Source organism: Aeromicrobium sp. Root344 (genome assembly GCF_001425755.1).
Taxonomy (GTDB): Bacteria; Actinomycetota; Actinomycetes; order Propionibacteriales; family Nocardioidaceae; genus Aeromicrobium.
This window is the reverse complement of record NZ_LMDH01000001.1, coordinates 1,584,820-1,601,404: the sequence shown is the minus strand read 5'-3', so window position 1 is coordinate 1,601,404 and position 16,585 is coordinate 1,584,820. Positions and strand designations below refer to the sequence as shown.

Below are 16,585 nucleotides of genomic sequence, written 5' to 3'. Positions count from 1 at the left end.
CTCCGGCCAGTTCGACGACGGCACAGCACGACAACGGCGCCAGCGGGATGCATGTCCCGCTGGCGTCGCTCATTTCGACGACAATCTTGTTGAACCGGGGGCACGACATGGTGACGAGGACTGACGGACCGTTCGACTACTGGAAGGTCACGGGAGACGCGATCCGTGCTGCCGGCGAGAAGCCCGGATCCGACGCAGCCGTGATCCAGTCGCTCGCCGGCGAGCTCGAGGGCGACGAGAAGAACGCCGCCGCGGCGATCGAGGGCGACATCGAGGCCGGGGTCAAGGCCAACACCACAGCAGCCAGGACCACGGCCCAGAGCCTCGCCGCCAAGGGCCAGTACGCCGTCGGCCTGCTCAACCAGTTCGCCGGTTTCGTCGACCAGTTCGACAACACGGTCAACCAGATCAACATCGACTACAACACGCGCTATCGCAGCACGATCTTCGGCTTGCAGCACCAGCCCGAGTACAAGACGGGCGAGGAGAAAATCGACTACAAGGGGATCGCTGCCGGCATCGAGGCCGACCTCAAGGGCCGCTACGCGCAGGCCGAGGCGACCATCGACGACGCGGCCGACGGCATCGCCTCCAAGTTCAAGCAGGGCCCGACCGACGAGAACGTCCGCGAGCTGATCCGCGCCGGCCTCATCCCCCTGACGTCAGCGGGCCTGTGGCCGGGCCTTGCCCTCACCCCTGAGGACAAGTACCACTACTACCGCTCCCGCATGGATGCCGGGCTCATGCCCGACTTCGCTCACATGACCGAGGAGCAGCGGACCGCGTTCATCGACGAGAACCCCGGCCTGCTGGAGAGCTGGCTGCAGATCAAGGATCCGGGCCAGGGGCTGCAGCTCGACATCATCGCCCTGGCGCTGCCGCACGTCGACAGCGACGACGCCAAGGGCGACGTCGCCAAGATCCTCGGAGTGCTGGGCGACGACGCCGATGTCAGTCCGGCAGACTTCCTCAACGCGTTCCACAACGTCAGTGGGATCAACGAGGGCCTGGCGCTGCTCGCGCCATGGGCGGCCAAGAACGGTGTCGACCTGGCCCACAACACGACGGTGGGCAACGCGCAGTCCTATCTCAAGGAGTTCGTGGCGGGCACCTACTCCAAGAAGGACGACATCCTCGACTACATCAACGCCAACGAGCACGAGTGGAAGACCGGCGAGACCCGGGACTACCCCTACTCGCCGTACGGCGGACTCTCCGGCAGCTACGACGTCACCGACAAGGTCGGCGGGTTCACCGACTCGTGGAAGGACATGCTGCAGGAGGACTACGCCAACGCGATACTCAACACCTCCCAGGAGGACTTCGGCGGCAGCTGGGAATCTCTGCCCGAAGACCTGCGCCACGACGCCGATCAGCTTCCGCAGTCCACGTGGTCCAACGGCGCGTTCCCGACCGAGCTGCTCGACGACAACGACGACTTCAAGGACCTGGCCCGACTGCTCGCGCACGGCGATGCGGTGCCCGGCGACGACCTCGCCAAGCACATCGCCTCGACCGCAGTCACGTCGACCTCGATCACCGACCAGTACTGGGACCGCCAGCCGGGCGACGACCACAACTGGGACGACGATCTCGCGAGCGACGTGCTCGACGTGGTCAGCCGCAACCACGAGGCGACGTCCGACCTGGTCTCCGGCAAGGGAGACCTGCCGCCCAACTACTACGGCACGAGCTTCAACGAGGACGAGCCCTTGGGCATGGTGCGCACGACCAACTTCAACGCCACCTTGTTCGGCCACGACTGGAAGGGCGACGACGAGGGCCAGGTCGCGCACATGTACGACTGGATCCACGACTCGCACGTTGCGGGTGGGCACGAGCAGTATCTCGCCGACCGGGCCTTCAACGGCCTGGCCAAGTCGATCTCCGAGACCGACGGCGACGTGTTCAAGAACCTGATGGGCTCCCACGACGACGGCAAGGGCGACTCGGCAGCCCAGAACAACCGGCTGCTCGCGATTGCCATCACCAACGGGCTGGCAGACCATCTGAGCGAGTTCGCGAGCGAGGACGACGCGGCCGGCCTGACCAAGGCCGACCAGGTTCGCCTCATGACGCTGCTGATGAGCGACCACGACACCGGCGACCACCAGAGCACGGCGTTCCGGCTCTCGACCCTCGTCACGGCTCACGAGCAGGACCGCATCCGCGCGTTCATCAACGACCCGGGCAGCATGGGCGCGCGCGAGCTGGCCGGCGCCAACGCCAGGCTCTCCGCGATGCTCGACGCCGCGTCGGAGAACGAGGCGACCGAGCGCCACGCCAACCTGCAGGATGCCGAGAACGATCACATCCGTGACATGAAGATCGCCTCCGGCATCGTCGCGACGCTCGCCGGCAAGATTCCGATCGCCAGCGACATTGTCGGGGCCCCCGCCGGCGTCGCGAACACGCTCGTCAGCAATCTGCTGACGCCGGCCTCGCTCCCCGCGCCGCCGCCCAACCTGCCTGACGACTGGGCGCCGACCGGTTCGCACGTACGTACAGCGAACTCTCTTGTCATGATCGACGCCCTCGTGCAGTCCCACGCGATCCCGGCATCCGACGTTCCGTCCAGCCTGCGCTACCCCTACACCGCGGACTCCGACAAGCTCGCCGACGACGCCTCGGCGCTGCTCGACAGCTACTTCAAGCAGCACGTGCCTCCGGGCTCGTCGCCCGACTCGCCGTTCTACTCGACATTCGTCAACGAGATCGGCGACCAGTACGACTCGTATCACGACTTCTACTCGATCCCGAAGAGCAGCAAGCCGGGTGACGACATCGGTCCGTTCCTGACCGACGGGGGCTGGAAGGAGCACGAGTGAGGCGTCGCGGAGGCGTCGCGGTCGTCGCCGCGCTGCTGGGCCTGTCGCTCGTTGGGTGCGGCAGCGACTCCGACCCGTCACCGACACCCGAGCCGACGTCGACGATCGCCCCGGCACGGTCGATCGGTCCGCTGATGTCCTCCTACTGCGAGATCCAGGGGTTGAGGAAGCTGATCACCGACGGCGTCGTGAAGCCCTCGGACCTGCCGGACTACGTCGACCACACTGAGGTCGACGGCACGCCGCGCATCGTGGACTTCACGACCAAGCCCACCAGTGACCTCGACCGGTTCCGGGACAAGCTGTTCGCGTCGCCGGGTCTCAAGGGGATCACCGTGGACCGCGATTTCGAGCGCACCTGCCTGCGGACGACGACCGACGCCGACATCGAACGTACGCAGGGCGCCCCCGGCTACCTCGACAACGCGTCAAGCCAACCCTCGGGATGACCTCGCCCCGTGACCGTGTCGTCGAACGCACCGCGGACGGGCCCGGCCACCGCGCTTCTGTCCACCAGAGATCGGGCCGGCGGGACGTACTAGAATGCCTGTCACATGCCATCACGGGGGTAGAGACATGGTGACCAGGACCGACGGACCGTTCGAATACTGGAAGGTCACGGGCGATGCCGTACGCGCCGCTGCCGAGGCGCCCGGGACCAACGCCGGGGTGATCCAGTCCTTGGCCGGCGAGCTCGAGGGCGACGAGGTCCGGGCCGCCAACGCCATCGAGGGCGACATCGAGGCCGGCGTGAGGGCCAACCCCGCCGAGGCCAAGAAGGTCGCGCACAGCCTCGCCGTCAAGGGCCAGTACGCCGTCGGCCTGCTGAGGTCGTTCGGCCAGATGGTCGACGAGTTCGACAACACCGTCAACCAGATCAACGTCGACTACCACACCCGCTACCGCAGCACGGTCTTCGGCATGCAGCACCAGCCCGAGGTCAGGTCGGGCGACGAGAAGATCGACTACGACGCGATTGCGGCCCGGATCGAGGCCGATCTCAAGGGTCGCTACCACCAGGCACAGGCGACGATCGACGACTCTGCCGACGAGATCGCCACGCGGTTCAAGCAGGGACCCACGGACGAGAACGTCCGCGAGCTGATCCGAGCCGGCCTGATCCCCCTGACGGCCGCCACTCTCTTCCCGGACCTCAAGCTGACGGACGCCGACAAGGTCGAGTACTACAAGCACGCCGTGGCCAACGGCTTGCTTCCCAACTTCGCCGACATGAGCGACGACGAGGTCAAGGACTACCTCGCCGACAACCCCCAGGTGTCCGACGACATCGTCGCGATCATGACGGCGTCACAGCTGCCTCCCGCCCTGCTGAAGCTCGTGGACGTCCAGGCCAAGGTCGACGCGGCCCTGCTCAACGACGCCCTCGACGACAAGAACCCCAGCAGCGAGACCCTCGCCCTGATCGACAAGGCCAACGCCCGGCTCGCGGCGATCAACGCATCGATCGCCGACAACGACGGCGACGGCAAGCCCGACAAGCTGATGACCGCCGCACAGGCGTCCTACATCACGAACTGGACCAACACGGTCGGGGCGGACAACCTCACCAAGGTCGCCGGTGTCGTCCGCGAGGCCGTCAGCTCGATCGCGCCGGGAGCGCCCAGCGACGTCCTCACCCAGATGGCCAACAGCCATCTGCGCCCGATCTCCGACGCGATCCTCAACATCACCAACACCGACGTGCAGGAAAAGGGCGCCACGCCGCTGCCGATGTGCACGGTGGACAACCCGTCCGGCCGCCCCTACCCGCAGGCGATCCGCGACCTGCTCGACCTCCGCGTCGGGGAGTCGCACGACGGCTACCGCTACGGCTCCGGCGAGGGCTTCGACTCGATCAAGGGTCTGGAGGCGGTCAAGGGCTGGGCCGACCTGCTCGGCACGGCGTCCGAGGACGTCGAGGGCGGCGACCTGTTCAGCCAGCACCTCGGCGAGCAGGCCATCCACGTCAAGCAGGACCTCAACGCGATCCTCGCCTCGGCCAACGGGCTCAACCGTGAGGACCTGGGCGACTGGGACGGCGAGTACGACCCGATCCCGGAGCTCCGTGACCTGCCCGGCATCAAGGCGATGCTCGACGACGGCGCGGCGAGCAACCTCCTCAGCGTCGCGTCGCGCAACGAGGACGGCGCGTCGGCCCTGCTGCTCAACGAGGGTGACCGCAAGGCGCTCCTCGGGCTCAACTGGACCGACGACACGGGCGTCATCGACGTCATCCGCTCGGGCACCGACCGCGACCCCGCGCACGGCGGTGGTGGCGAGATGCAGTCGCGGGCCGCGCTCGCGCTCATCAAGGACGTCGGCGACAACCAGGCGGGCTACCTCGGTGGGCGCTACGACAGCGACGGTGACGGTGACATCGACAAGAAGGACGCCGTCGCCCTGGGTCGCATGACGGAGGGCATCAGCGATGCCGTCGTCGACGCCGGCATCAACTGGGTCGACCAGTTCGGCGACGCCCATGACAGCTCGCAGCAGAACACGGCCGGCGAGCACGGCTTCGAGATGAACCCGTCGGTCGAGAGCAACTTCCTCCGCTTCGTGTCAGGCACCGGCGACGAGGATGCCGTCCGGTTCCACGCAGCGGCCACGTGGGACGCCCAGCAGCAGATCACCGACGCGATGAGGAACGGCGACGCAGGCGACGTCAAGGCGGCGATCGACCGGGCCGGCCGCCTGGAGGGCCGGATCGTCGGCGCGGACATGGAGCACCAGGTCGACGTTGCGGCCGGCAAGGACGCCGGCGACAACCAGGCGGCCGACGAGAAGTACTCCGCCAAGCAGCGCCAGATGGCTGCGCTCCGCATGGTCGCCGACATCGGCGTCTCGGTCATCCCGGGCGCCAAGGCCGCCGAAGGTGCCGGCGCCCTCGCCCAAGCCGGGGTGTCGATGTTCAACGCGTCCTCCGGCAAGGTCCAGAGCGGCTTCCTCGACGCATTGTTCTCGGCAGGGTCACCGCCCGAGGACTCGCACGCGCACGAGATCAAGGTGACCGGGGACTGGGCCGCCCAGGCCGCCAACGACTCGCAGACCGTCCAGCGACGCATCGTGGTCCAGGCGGCCCTCGAGGCCGGCACGCTCTCGCCCGAGGGCTACGAGTCGCTCTACACCAAGGAGAACGGCCACTACGTGGTCAAGCCCGATCTCGATGCGGAAGCGCTCAAGGATCCCTATTTCGACCTGGGTCTCGACGAGGGTACGTACGACAGCGGTTGGCAGTCCGGGTTCAACGGTCGCGACCACGACCGGATCGGTGGTTCCGGTGGCTGGCTCGACGAGAAGTCGGCCAAGTCCAACCTCTACGGCTCGACCGCCGACACCTGGGACGACGACAAGGAAAAGCACTACACCAACGACTACACCGGCCCCGAGTCCGACGCCGATCCTTACAACGCCGACCCGTCGAAGAACGACGACTACGACGAGCTGCTCGACAAGTACGGTGTTCGATGACCTCCAGGACGACCGCCGCGGTGGTCGCCCTCCTCGCGCTGCTGGGACTCGCGGGGTGCGACGGCGACTCAGAACCACAGCCCTCCCCTTCGAGGACCACCGCGACGCCGCCGCCGGACGTACCCACGACCGGACCGGCCGACTCGCCCATCACGTGGGAGCTCCGCGACGGTGCGAGCGCGGACGACCCGCAGGTCGTGGCGCTCCAGCGCTACATCGCGTTCGACACCTACATCACCTCCCTCCCCGAGGACCAGCGCGACGGTGACGCCGCCGCGACGTTGGCGTCTGGCTACGACGCACTGGCGACGGGCGAGCAGCTCGCCGAGGTCGTCAACGTCACCAAGGGCTACGAGCGCGGCGCCCGCAGGACGGGGCCGCTGTGGATCCGTGTGAGCGAGCGCTCGGTCAGCGGCAGCAGGGCGCAGCTCGTCGCGTGCACGGACGAACGTTTCCGCGTGGCTGCCGGCGACACCCCCGACGACAACCAGGAGCCTTCCGCGACGCTCTACACGCTGCGCAGCTCGGGCAGCGACTGGAAGGTCAGCCTCCGGCGATCGGCCGCCCAGCAGGATCTGGCCCGCTGCCGGTCCTGGGACATCTCGCGCCACACACCGTGAGGCTCCGGGTGGTGGCCCGATGGACCACCGTGACGGACGCGACAGCACCTCACCAATCTGGCCAAACCCGTCTCCTCGAGACATCAACCCTCCTATAGTTCCCACGACGGCCGTTGGTCGTCAGACGCGTGGCTCATGTGGGGGCCACCTGGGTCGAGGGCGACACAGACGGGTTCGAGCCCCGGCGCGGCACTGAGGGCAGACGCACAAGACCTGACCACCGGCAGGGAGCACCCGACGGGTTGCTGGTGCCAGGGACTTGTCGAGTTTTCGGAGCGAGCGGTGTCGCATCAGCCCTGGTCGACGTGGCCGTCCTTGCCGCGCCAGGAGCTCTCGCGCGTGCTCGCAGCATTCGAGAACCAGCAGGGTGCCGTGCTCCACGGCGCCGCAGGAGCCGGGAAGACCCACCTGGGGCGACGGGCCCGCGTCGTGCTGGAGCAGCGTACGGGCGACGAGGAGCTCCTCTGGTACGCGGTTGCCGGCTCGCGCGACGAGTCCACGATCCCTCTCGCCGCGGTGGACGCGCTGACCGGTGACCTCGAAGCCGGCTCCGCGCCGCCTCGGCGGTTCGCCCGAGTGGTGCACGAACGTCTGCTCGCTGAAACCGCTGGCCGCTCGGTCGCGATCCAGGTCGAGGACGCGCACCTTCTCGATGGCGACAGCGCCGAGCTGCTCGCTCACCTGTGCCGCCTCGGCGAGATCAGCCTCCTCATCATGACCCGCTCGACGACCAGCCCAGCCCTCGTACGACTGTGGCGGGACGGCCTGCTGGCCCGTGTCGACATTCCCGCACTCAGCGCTCGCGAGGTCGAGACGCTCCTGGGTGAGGCGTTGGGCGGTCCCGTCGACGCCAGCCTCGTGCGCGAGGTCATGGATGCCAGCGATGGCAACGCGATGATGGTCCACGAGCTCGTGCGCGCCGGGGTGGCCAGCTCAGCCATCGTCCCGCTGCACGGCATGTGGGTGCGGGCCGAGCGGGCGATTCCCGACGCCCGCCTGGTCGACGTCGTCAGGTCAGAGGTCGACCAGCTCACCGGCGACGAGCGCGACATCGTGGAGCTCATCGCTCTCGCTGAGCCGTTGGCACTCGCCACGGCGCGGCACCTCGTCGACCCCACCGTTCTCGACCGCCTCACGGCGTCCGGTCTGGTCCGGGTCGATCAAGGCATGACGGTCATCCGTGTCCCCATCCCCGTGCTGCGCCTGCCCCAGCCTGCGTACGCCGAGTGTGTCCGGCTGGGCATCGCCCCGAGCCGTCGCCGGGCCCTGCTCGACACCGTGTACGGATCGCGCGTCGAGACGGCGCACCAGACCATCGCCGGGCACCAGCGCTGGGCCTCCTGGACGCTCGAGTGCGGCCTCGACGTCGCGCCCGCCGAGCTCGTCGACGCGGCACGCTCGGCCAGCACGATCGGTCAGTACGAAGCGGCAATCGACTTCGCGACCGCCGCGCTCGATCGCACCGACGACCCGGTGATCCGCATCGAGGCACATGCGATTCGGGCACGCGAGCTGCGGTTCCTCGATCGACCCGTCCGCGCATTGCACGACGTCGAGCAGGCGATCGAGCTCCACGCGGCACTCCCACCCGGTGCAGCCGCCGCAACCCGCAAACGGTGGCTCGACCTCCATGAGCTCTGGGCCGACGTCCAGCAGTACGGGTTCGACCAGCCGGAGCTCGCGTTCGACGTCATCGACCGCGTCCACACCGGCTCCGCCGCCCTGGATGGCGAGGCCGCGCAGCGACGACGCATGTCCCAGATCTCCCGGAGGGCCTGGTCCGGTGACTTCGGGCCGGCTCTGGACGCAGCCGATGAGCTGGCTGGCGGACTCGTCCCGGGAAGCAAGTGGAGCCTGCAGGCCGTCGCACCGGCGATCCTGGCCCGGACGTGGACCGGCAACACCACGCAGGCCCTCGCGATCGCCGAGCGCTACGCACCGGCGGCGACCGCGTACGACGCGTCCATGCCCCGCATCGGCGCGGAGATCTACCTGACGACCTTCCTGCTCCGGATCGTGTCCGGCCGGATCGGGGACGCCCGCCAGCAGGGTGCCGATCCCCGAGCCGTCGGCCAGGCCACCCGGCTCGACTCGGCCCTGACGTACGCCGGCGAGGCCCGCCTGCTCGCCGCCGAGGGCAGGTGGCGCGAGGCGGACGAGCGGTTCCAGATCGCTCATCGGATGTTCGAGCTACGTGACCCCAGCGGATTCGCGGCCTGGGCGTTGGCTGGGGAGGCCCACAGCGCGATGATGGTGGGCGACCGCCAACGCGCCGAGGCTCTGTGCCTGCTGGTCGACCACACGCCACGACGCGCCAGTCGCGCGTTCGAGGCTGACGTGTGGTCGCAGCTTGTCGCCACAAGACACGGCCTGGGACACAGCGATGCCCTGGGCCAGGCCACGGCGATGACGCTCTGGGCGCAGGAACGTGGATTCCACCTGGCCGAGCTGTGGGCCCTCGACCTGGTGTCCAGCATCGACCCCGAGATCGCCCGCGAGAGCGGTGCGGCCGACCAAGCGGCCAAGCTGGCGCTGCAGGTCGACGCCCCGGTTGCAGCTGCGTTGGTCAACCATGTCCAGGCGATCGTCGCCGGCGACCACGTGCTGGAGAACGCGGCCGTCGCTCAGCTCGCGAGCTTTGGTCGGTGGGTTCCGCGCCGGGCCACGGGAACGCCCAGCCCGCTGTCACGCCGCGAGTCCGAGATCGCGTCCCTGGTGGCCGCGGGCCTCACCAGCAAGGTCATCGCCGAGCGGCTGCACCTCTCGGCTCGGACCGTCGAGACCCATGTCGCCCGGATCTACACCAAGCTCGGGGTCAATCGCCGGGACCAGCTGGCCGCTGCGCTGCGCCGTCGCTCGGCCTGAGTCCGCCGCTCATGCCGTTCGGCACGACGAAGCCCCGCCCGATCCTGCCGCAGCAGGCCGAGCGGGGCACCGTTGTCCCTCCTAGTACGCGTACAGGAACTTGCCGATGCTGACCGGCTTGGTCCTGCCCGATCCCAGGTACGCCACCGTCACCGCGAGCTCACGATCGGCCACGTTGGTCAGGTCGCCCGTCGCGTAGCCGTTCGAGTCGAGGTGCAGCTTCTTGACGAACACACCGTCGAGGTACACGTTGACGTAGCCCGATGCGTCGCCGCCGCTCTTCTTGACCACGTGGGTCTTGACGGTGGCGGTGTCGACCGACGTCCGCTTGACCGTCGCGGCGATCCTGGCGTTCGCCGAACCGGTCCGGCGGATCTGGATCAGCTGGTCGCTCGTCGACCCCGAGTACACCTTGAGGTGGTACGACGGATCGCTGCTCGGGATGAACCTCGCCACCAGACGGTGCTTGCCGACCGACAGGCTCTTGGCGAGGACGGACTTGGTCCCCCAGTAGCTGCCGGAAACTCGCACCGCGCCACCGAGCTTCGTCGAACCGTCGTAGTACTGCAGGAACCCGGTGATCGAACCCTTGCTCGTACCGACCTTCAAGACCCTCGCATGGATCAGGATCTTGTCGCCTGTGTATGCCGGGATGCGGTCGGTCGAGATCGCCACCCGGACCGTGTTCGGCAGCACCTTGACGGCCAGGGTGTTCGAGGCGCCGGACTGGCTGTCCTTGTCACCGGTGAAGTGCGCCCCGAACTGGTGCTGCCCGATACGGAAGGACCTCGTGGAGAATCTCGCGATGCCGTTGGCATCCACCACGATGTTCTTCCCGATCTGCTTGCCGTTCGAGTCCAGGATCGCCTTGCCGTTGTCGAGGAACGTCACCGTGCCATGGGCTGGCACGGATTCGGCCGTGACCCGAGCCGTCAGCGTCTCGTTCTGCGCGTACTGCAGGTCGGGAGCGACACTGGCCGACAGCTCGATCGCCGTCAGCTGCGGCGTGATGTTCTCGAGCAGCGTGTTGCTCGGCCCCGCCTTGTAGTGCTTGTCGCCCTTGTAGACCGCGTAGAGCGTGTTGGCGCCCACCGGCAGGTCGGCCGTCGTGAAGGTCGCGACGCCGTTGACCAACGTGATCGGCCCGTCCAGCGGCGTGTTGTCAGCCGTGTAGAGCTGCACATCGCCTTCGGGGTCGTACTTGCTGGTCGGATCCGTGCCGGTCACCTTGATCGTGAAGGTCACGTCCTGGCCGACCCGCTGCGGGTTGTGGTCGACGGTCAGGTCGACCTTCGCCTCGCCGTAGTTGACCACGACATCCTGGAAGTTGCTGTACGCCTGGTGGAAGTTCGGGTCGGAGCCCTCACCCTCAGGGTTGTAGAGCGCTTGGAAGTGGTGGTGTCCATGGTCGTTCGTGCTGAGGTCCGACTCGCGGAACTCCACGAACCCCTTGTAGTCGATGGCGGCCTCGTCGACGAGCACGCCGTTGTCGAACAGCTGCACCGGAGTGCCGGCCTTGAGCTTGCCCTTGTTGTTGGACTTGACCTGGACGTCCAGCAGGGCGTCCTCACCCGAGAGGATCGGGTTGTGAGACAGATCCGGCAAGGAGTTGCCGTCCGGGATCGACAGGGTGACCGTCGTGTCACCCTGGTTGATCGCGAAGTTGCTCAGCTCGGACTCGTTGCTGGACGACTGGTTGAACTCGCGATCCCCGAGGTACGTGGCAGTGATCGAGTGGACGCCGACCGAGAGGTTGTGGACGGTCAACGTCCCGTTGCCCGCCGAGTTCAGCGTGATCGGACCGTTGGAGACGGTGGGTCCGACGGGCGAACCGTCAACGAAGTACTGCACCTTGCCCGTGGGCTGACCCGAGGCCGGGGCCTCAGGCAGGACCGAGACGTTGAAGTTGACGTCGTCGCCGTAGTTGGGGATGTCGACCGAGTCGCTGGACAGCAACGTGTCGGTGTCACCTCTGCTCACATATGCGCTCTCCGTCTCCTTCGAGCCCAGGGAGTCGAACTGGCTCGCCGCGTCAGGCGTGTAGGTCGCGGTCAGGGTCCACTGGCCCTGTCCCGGGACGACGTTGTCGACGTAGAGCTTGTTGGAGAAGACCGTCGCGTCGCCGTTCGAGTCGACCGCGTCGCTGCCGAGGTTGATGACCTCGCCGGTGTTCTGGCTCTTCGCCACGATGGTGACGTTGCCGGTCGGCTGCGCCTGGCTTGGCTGGGTGGGTGCCACGTTGACGGAGTAGCCGTGCATCTCACGGTTGACCGTGTCGTCGTTGCCACCGGAGTTGAACGTGATCTTCGTCGGGGAGATCACCGAGTAGGTGAACGTCACGTAGCCGGCACCGGCCTCGGTCGCAGTGAGGCTGGTGCGCGTGGCCTTGGCGTCGTCGAAGTAGCTGTCGCCACCGCCACCGCCGGCACCGCTGGAACCGTTGATCAGGCTCGGGGTGTCGGCGGTGAACGCACCGCCGCTGCCACCCTCGTAGCCGCCGCCACCGCCACCGGCGCCACCGCCGGCGATCGCCGACGTCGGAGTGGCGCTCTCGCCGATCCCGCCGTCCTGGTTCGGCGCGTCGCCGTGCTTGCCGCCGGTCGCGTTGGAGACGTCGCTGCCGTTCTGTCCATTCGCGTCGGCGTTGCCACCGTTTCCGCCGGGTGTCGTGTTGGAGTTGGTGCCACCACCACCACCACCGCCACCCGCGACGGCCAGCAGGTCGCCGTCGAGGACGACCGAGGTCGCGCCGCCACCGCCACCGCCGCCCGCGCCGTAGACGGCGGGGTTAATCAGGTAGCCGTCACCTCCGGGACCACCGGCACCCGGGAGCGAGGACCCGCCGCCCGCGCCGTGCGACGTTCCGTTGAGGTCGCCGTTCGCGCCGTGCGCGCCGACCGAGATGTCGAAGGACTGGCCCGGCTGCACCGGCAGCTGGATCTTCTGGACCGCGCCGCGACCACCGGAGCCGCCGGTCTGGCCACCGGCACCACCGGCACCGCCGTGGAGCTCGATCGTCAGGAAGTTGACACCTGCAGGCACCACGGCACCGGTCACGTCGGAGTGGAACTCCGTGACCTGGGGTGCGGCGGACGCAGGTTGAATGGCCACAGCGGTCAGTCCGGCGAACATCATCGCCGTGGCGGCGAGGGTTGCGGACGAGCGCTTGGTGGAGGAGCGTAAACGCACGGGAGATCTCCTTGTAGACGCAGATTGCCCCCATGGCAATCCACGACTACGTACTCTTCAGCGTTGAGCGCCCATGCGGATCCGTAAGTACTACGTAATCACGAAAGGGCGTCTCACCGGCGCCACGGCCTCGGTCTCGCCGGGCAGCTCTGGATAGGGTCGAGGGTGTGATCACCGGCTTCGACCTCGACATGACGCTCATCGACTCACGACCGGGCATCAAGGCGGTGTACGACCAGCTCGCCGTCGAGACCGGCGCCCACATCGACACCGACCTCGTCGTGTCGCGGCTCGGCCCGCCGGTCGAGTGGGAGCTCGAGCACTGGCTGCCCGAGCCCGAGGTCAAGCACTGGGCCGACCGCTATCGCGAGCTCTACCCCTTGATCGCGCTCGACCTGGTGACCGCGATGCCCGGGGCGTACGACGCGGTCGAGGCCGCCAACCAGGTCGGCCGCACGCTCCTGCTGACCGCCAAGCACGCGCCCAACGCGAGACTGCACGTCGACCGCCTCGGGCTGCCGGTCGGCGAGGTCTTCGGCGGCGCGTGGCGCGAGGCCAAGGGCGTCGTGCTGCGCGAGCAGGGCGCCACGACGTACGTCGGCGACCACGTGCACGACATGGACGCCGCGCGGCTGGCCGGCGTCGTCGGCGTCGCGGTCACGACCGGTCCGAGCACTGCCGACGACCTGCGCGAGGCCGGGGCCGACACCGTCCTGACGACCCTCGAGGACTTCCCGGACTGGCTCGACCGCCGCTGACCTGCGGCAACGTGTGACAGGTCAGACAGCTTCGCATCCGGCGTTTGACTTGTTTTAACCCGCCCGCGGACGGATACTTAAGTTACTACCCAGTAGCAAGCCGCTGCCGTGCAGCGCGTACCCCCAAAGGATTGCTGGCATGAGCCACTACAAGAGCAACCTCCGTGACGTCGAGTTCAACATGTTCGAGCTCTTCAACCGGCAGGACGTCCTCGGCACCGGACCCTTCGAAGAGGTCGACGCCGACACCGCGAAGAGCATCCTGACCGAGATCGACCGCATCGCGCGCGAGGATCTCGCCGCCTCGTTCGAGGACGCCGATCGCAACCCGCCGGTCTACGACCCGGCCGCCAAGACCGTGACGATGAACCCCGCCTTCGCCAAGTCCTACAAGGCCTGGATGGACGCCGAGTGGTGGCGCCTGCAGATCCCCGAGGAGCTGGGCGGACAGGTCGCACCGGCCTCCCTGATCTGGGGCAGCGCCGAGTTCGTGCTGGGCGCCAACCCGGCCATCTGGATGTACGCCTGCGGCCCCGCGTTCGCGCGCATCGTGTTCGAGAACGGCATCGATCGCGACAAGGTGATCGCGCAGCACATGGTCGACCGCAGCTGGGGCGCGACGATGGTGCTGACCGAGCCGGACGCGGGCTCCGACGTCGGCGCCGGCCGCACCAAGGCGTTCCCCAACGAGGACGGCTCGTGGAACATCGAGGGCGTCAAGCGCTTCATCACCTCGGCCGAGCACGACATGGCTGAGAACATCATGCACCTGGTCCTCGCCCGCCCCGTCGGCGTCGAGGGCGTCGGCGGACCCGGCACCAAGGGCCTCAGCCTGTTCCTCGTGCCGAAGTTCCACTTCGACCACGAGACCGGTGAGCTGACCGGCGAGCGCAACGGCGCGTACGTCACGAACGTCGAGAAGAAGATGGGCATCAAGGTGTCCACGACGTGCGAGGTGACGTTCGGCGACGGCGCACCGGCGCAGGGCTGGTTGCTCGGCGAGGTGCATGACGGCATCAACCAGATGTTCCGCGTCATCGAGAACGCCCGCATGATGGTCGGCCTCAAGGCCGCGGCCACGCTGTCGAGCGGCTACCTCAACGCGCTCGACTACGCCAAGGAGCGCGTCCAAGGCGCCGACCTGACGCAGGCGTCCGACAAGGCCGCTCCCCGCGTCACGATCACGCACCACCCCGACGTGCGCCGCTCGTTGCTGACCCAGAAGGCGTACGCCGAGGGCCTGCGCTCGCTGGCCATGTACGCCGCGACGTGGCAGGACGACGTCATCATCAAGCAGGCCGCCGGCGAGGACGCGTCGTTGTCCGAGTCGATCAACGACCTGCTGCTGCCGCTCGTCAAGGGCTACGGCTCGGAGCGCTCGTGGATCCTGCTGGGCACCGAGTCGCTGCAGACGTTCGGCGGATCGGGCTTCCTGCAGGACTACCCGATCGAGCAGTACGTCCGCGACGCCAAGATCGACACCCTCTACGAGGGCACGACGGCGATCCAGGGCCAGGACCTGTTCTTCCGCAAGATCGTCAAGGACAAGGGTGTCGCGCTCGGCTACCTCTCCGAGCAGGTCAAGGCGTTCGCGGAGAGCGACGCCGGCAACGGTCGTCTCAAGGTCGAGCGCGAGCTGCTCAAGCAGGGCCTCGACGACGCCACCGCGATCATCGGCGCGGTCTTCACCGACCTCATGTCGTCGAACCCCGCGGACGAGAAGGGCGACCTCAAGAACATCTACAAGGTCGGCCTCAACACGACGCGTCTCGTGTACGTCCTCGGTGACCTGACCGTCGCGTGGCTGCTGCTGCGCGGCGCCGAGGTCGCCCTCGAGAAGCTGGGTGGCGAGGTTTCCGCCTCGGACAAGAGCTTCTACGAGGGCAAGGTCGCGGCGGCGCAGTTCTTCGCGCGCAACGTGCTCCCGCAGCTCGCCGGCGAGCGGGCGATCGCCGAGAACATCGACGGTTCGCTCATGGAGCTCGACGAGTCGTCGTTCTGAGCCACTGACACCGAAGGCCCCCACCGTCTGGGTGGGGGCCTTCGTCCTGCCATTTGATTAGTGCACTAATCATTCGTACACTGGTGATATGGACGACATCAACCCTCTGGCTCTCGAGGAGCAGGTCTGCTTCGCGCTGGCCGTCGCGTCCCGCAGTGTCATCGCGAGCTATCGCACGGTGCTGGAGCCCTTGGGCCTCACGCATCCGCAGTACCTCACGATGCTGGCGCTGTGGGAGCACGGGACACTGAGCGTCAAGGCCCTCGGCGAGCTGCTGCACCTCGAGCCCGCGACCGTCTCACCGCTGGTCAAGCGGCTCGAGCAGGCCGAGCTCGTGACGCGCGAGCGATCCAGCGCCGACGAGCGGCTGGTCGAGGTCGCCCTCACGGCGACGGGCCGTGCCCTGCGACGCAAGGCCCTGAAGGTGCCGGCGACGATGCTCGTGCGGTTCGGCATGAGCGTCGAGGACCTGCGGGCCACCAACGCCGTGCTGCACCGCATCATCGACGCCGCCGAGACGGTGCCGGCATGACCGGCCGCACCACCGAGGCCGTCGCCCTCGACCGCGTACGCCGGAGGGTGGCAGCGATCGGCTTCCTCGCCGTCACGATCCACGGCGTGCTGGGACTGATCGGCGTCTCGTACGTCCTGCTGGACCAGGGTCGTCGGTCCGACGCCGCCCTGCTGACGTTCATGTCGGGCGTCGTCGCCCTCGTCGTCTGTGCCGCGACCCGCGCGATCCTGGGCACCCGGCCGTTCTCGCTCCTCTGGTCGGCAGTCGCGCTGGTGCCGACCGTCGCGGCGTACGTCCTGCTGTTCTGACCCGCGACACCACGAGGCCCCCACGACCAG

General features: G+C 67.9%; 10 protein-coding genes. 9 read left to right on the top strand and 1 reads right to left on the bottom strand.

Annotated elements, in window-relative coordinates:
• The first annotated feature begins 107 nt into the window (after nucleotides 1-107).
• From ASC61_RS07920 to ASC61_RS07900, 5 genes are all read left to right on the top strand, one after another.
• On the top strand, nucleotides 108-2,828 hold the full coding sequence (locus ASC61_RS07920; protein ID WP_056210775.1) for a TPR repeat region-containing protein: 2,721 nt from the start codon (nucleotides 108-110) through the stop codon (nucleotides 2,826-2,828).
• Nucleotides 2,825-3,277: a hypothetical protein gene (locus tag ASC61_RS07915; protein ID WP_056210774.1), complete on the top strand. Its 453-nt coding sequence runs from the start codon at nucleotides 2,825-2,827 to the stop codon at nucleotides 3,275-3,277. The genes ASC61_RS07920 and ASC61_RS07915 overlap by 4 nt, the downstream gene beginning before the upstream one ends.
• Nucleotides 3,278-3,404: 127 nt before the next feature.
• Nucleotides 3,405-6,299: a hypothetical protein gene (locus ASC61_RS07910; RefSeq protein ID WP_056210773.1), complete on the top strand. Its 2,895-nt coding sequence runs from the start codon at nucleotides 3,405-3,407 to the stop codon at nucleotides 6,297-6,299.
• Nucleotides 6,296-6,919 carry a hypothetical protein gene (locus ASC61_RS07905; protein ID WP_056210772.1) on the top strand — a complete coding sequence of 208 codons (624 nt, stop codon included), beginning with the start codon at nucleotides 6,296-6,298 and terminating at the stop codon, nucleotides 6,917-6,919. Before ASC61_RS07910 ends, ASC61_RS07905 begins: the two co-directional genes overlap by 4 nt.
• A 282-nt stretch (nucleotides 6,920-7,201) precedes the next feature.
• Complete coding sequence (locus ASC61_RS07900) at nucleotides 7,202-9,784, top strand: helix-turn-helix transcriptional regulator (protein ID WP_056210771.1); 2,583 nt, start codon at nucleotides 7,202-7,204, stop codon at nucleotides 9,782-9,784.
• A gap of 81 nt (nucleotides 9,785-9,865) precedes the next feature.
• Here the strand turns inward: ASC61_RS07900 and ASC61_RS07895 are convergent, their stop codons facing one another.
• The gene (locus ASC61_RS07895; protein WP_157439417.1) at nucleotides 9,866-12,973 is read right to left on the bottom strand and encodes an Ig-like domain-containing protein; all 3,108 of its coding nucleotides are present in this window, start codon (nucleotides 12,971-12,973) and stop codon (nucleotides 9,866-9,868) included.
• Nucleotides 12,974-13,140: 167 nt separating this feature from the next.
• On the opposite strand from ASC61_RS07895, the gene ASC61_RS07890 reads away from it, so the two are divergent.
• From ASC61_RS07890 to ASC61_RS07875, 4 genes are all read left to right on the top strand, one after another.
• Nucleotides 13,141-13,731 carry an HAD family hydrolase gene (locus tag ASC61_RS07890; RefSeq protein ID WP_235503516.1) on the top strand — a complete coding sequence of 197 codons (591 nt, stop codon included), beginning with the start codon at nucleotides 13,141-13,143 and terminating at the stop codon, nucleotides 13,729-13,731.
• A 139-nt stretch (nucleotides 13,732-13,870) separates the two neighbouring features.
• Complete coding sequence (locus ASC61_RS07885) at nucleotides 13,871-15,733, top strand: acyl-CoA dehydrogenase (protein ID WP_056210769.1); 1,863 nt, start codon at nucleotides 13,871-13,873, stop codon at nucleotides 15,731-15,733.
• Between the two features lie 88 nt (nucleotides 15,734-15,821).
• Nucleotides 15,822-16,265: a MarR family winged helix-turn-helix transcriptional regulator gene (locus tag ASC61_RS07880; protein ID WP_056210768.1), complete on the top strand. Its 444-nt coding sequence runs from the start codon at nucleotides 15,822-15,824 to the stop codon at nucleotides 16,263-16,265.
• Complete coding sequence (locus ASC61_RS07875) at nucleotides 16,262-16,555, top strand: hypothetical protein (protein ID WP_056210767.1); 294 nt, start codon at nucleotides 16,262-16,264, stop codon at nucleotides 16,553-16,555. Before ASC61_RS07880 ends, ASC61_RS07875 begins: the two co-directional genes overlap by 4 nt.
• Nucleotides 16,556-16,585: the final 30 nt, after the last annotated feature.

What these genes read in the sequence shown, in the direction of transcription:
- ASC61_RS07920 (WP_056210775.1), top strand. Translation starts at nt 108, where the DNA reads ATGGTGACGAGGACTGACGGACCGTTCGACTACTGGAAGGTCACGGGA.
- ASC61_RS07910 (WP_056210773.1), top strand. Translation starts at nt 3,405, where the DNA reads ATGGTGACCAGGACCGACGGACCGTTCGAATACTGGAAGGTCACGGGC.
- ASC61_RS07905 (WP_056210772.1), top strand. Translation starts at nt 6,296, where the DNA reads ATGACCTCCAGGACGACCGCCGCGGTGGTCGCCCTCCTCGCGCTGCTG.
- ASC61_RS07885 (WP_056210769.1), top strand. Translation starts at nt 13,871, where the DNA reads ATGAGCCACTACAAGAGCAACCTCCGTGACGTCGAGTTCAACATGTTC.
- ASC61_RS07880 (WP_056210768.1), top strand. Translation starts at nt 15,822, where the DNA reads ATGGACGACATCAACCCTCTGGCTCTCGAGGAGCAGGTCTGCTTCGCG.
- ASC61_RS07875 (WP_056210767.1), top strand. Translation starts at nt 16,262, where the DNA reads ATGACCGGCCGCACCACCGAGGCCGTCGCCCTCGACCGCGTACGCCGG.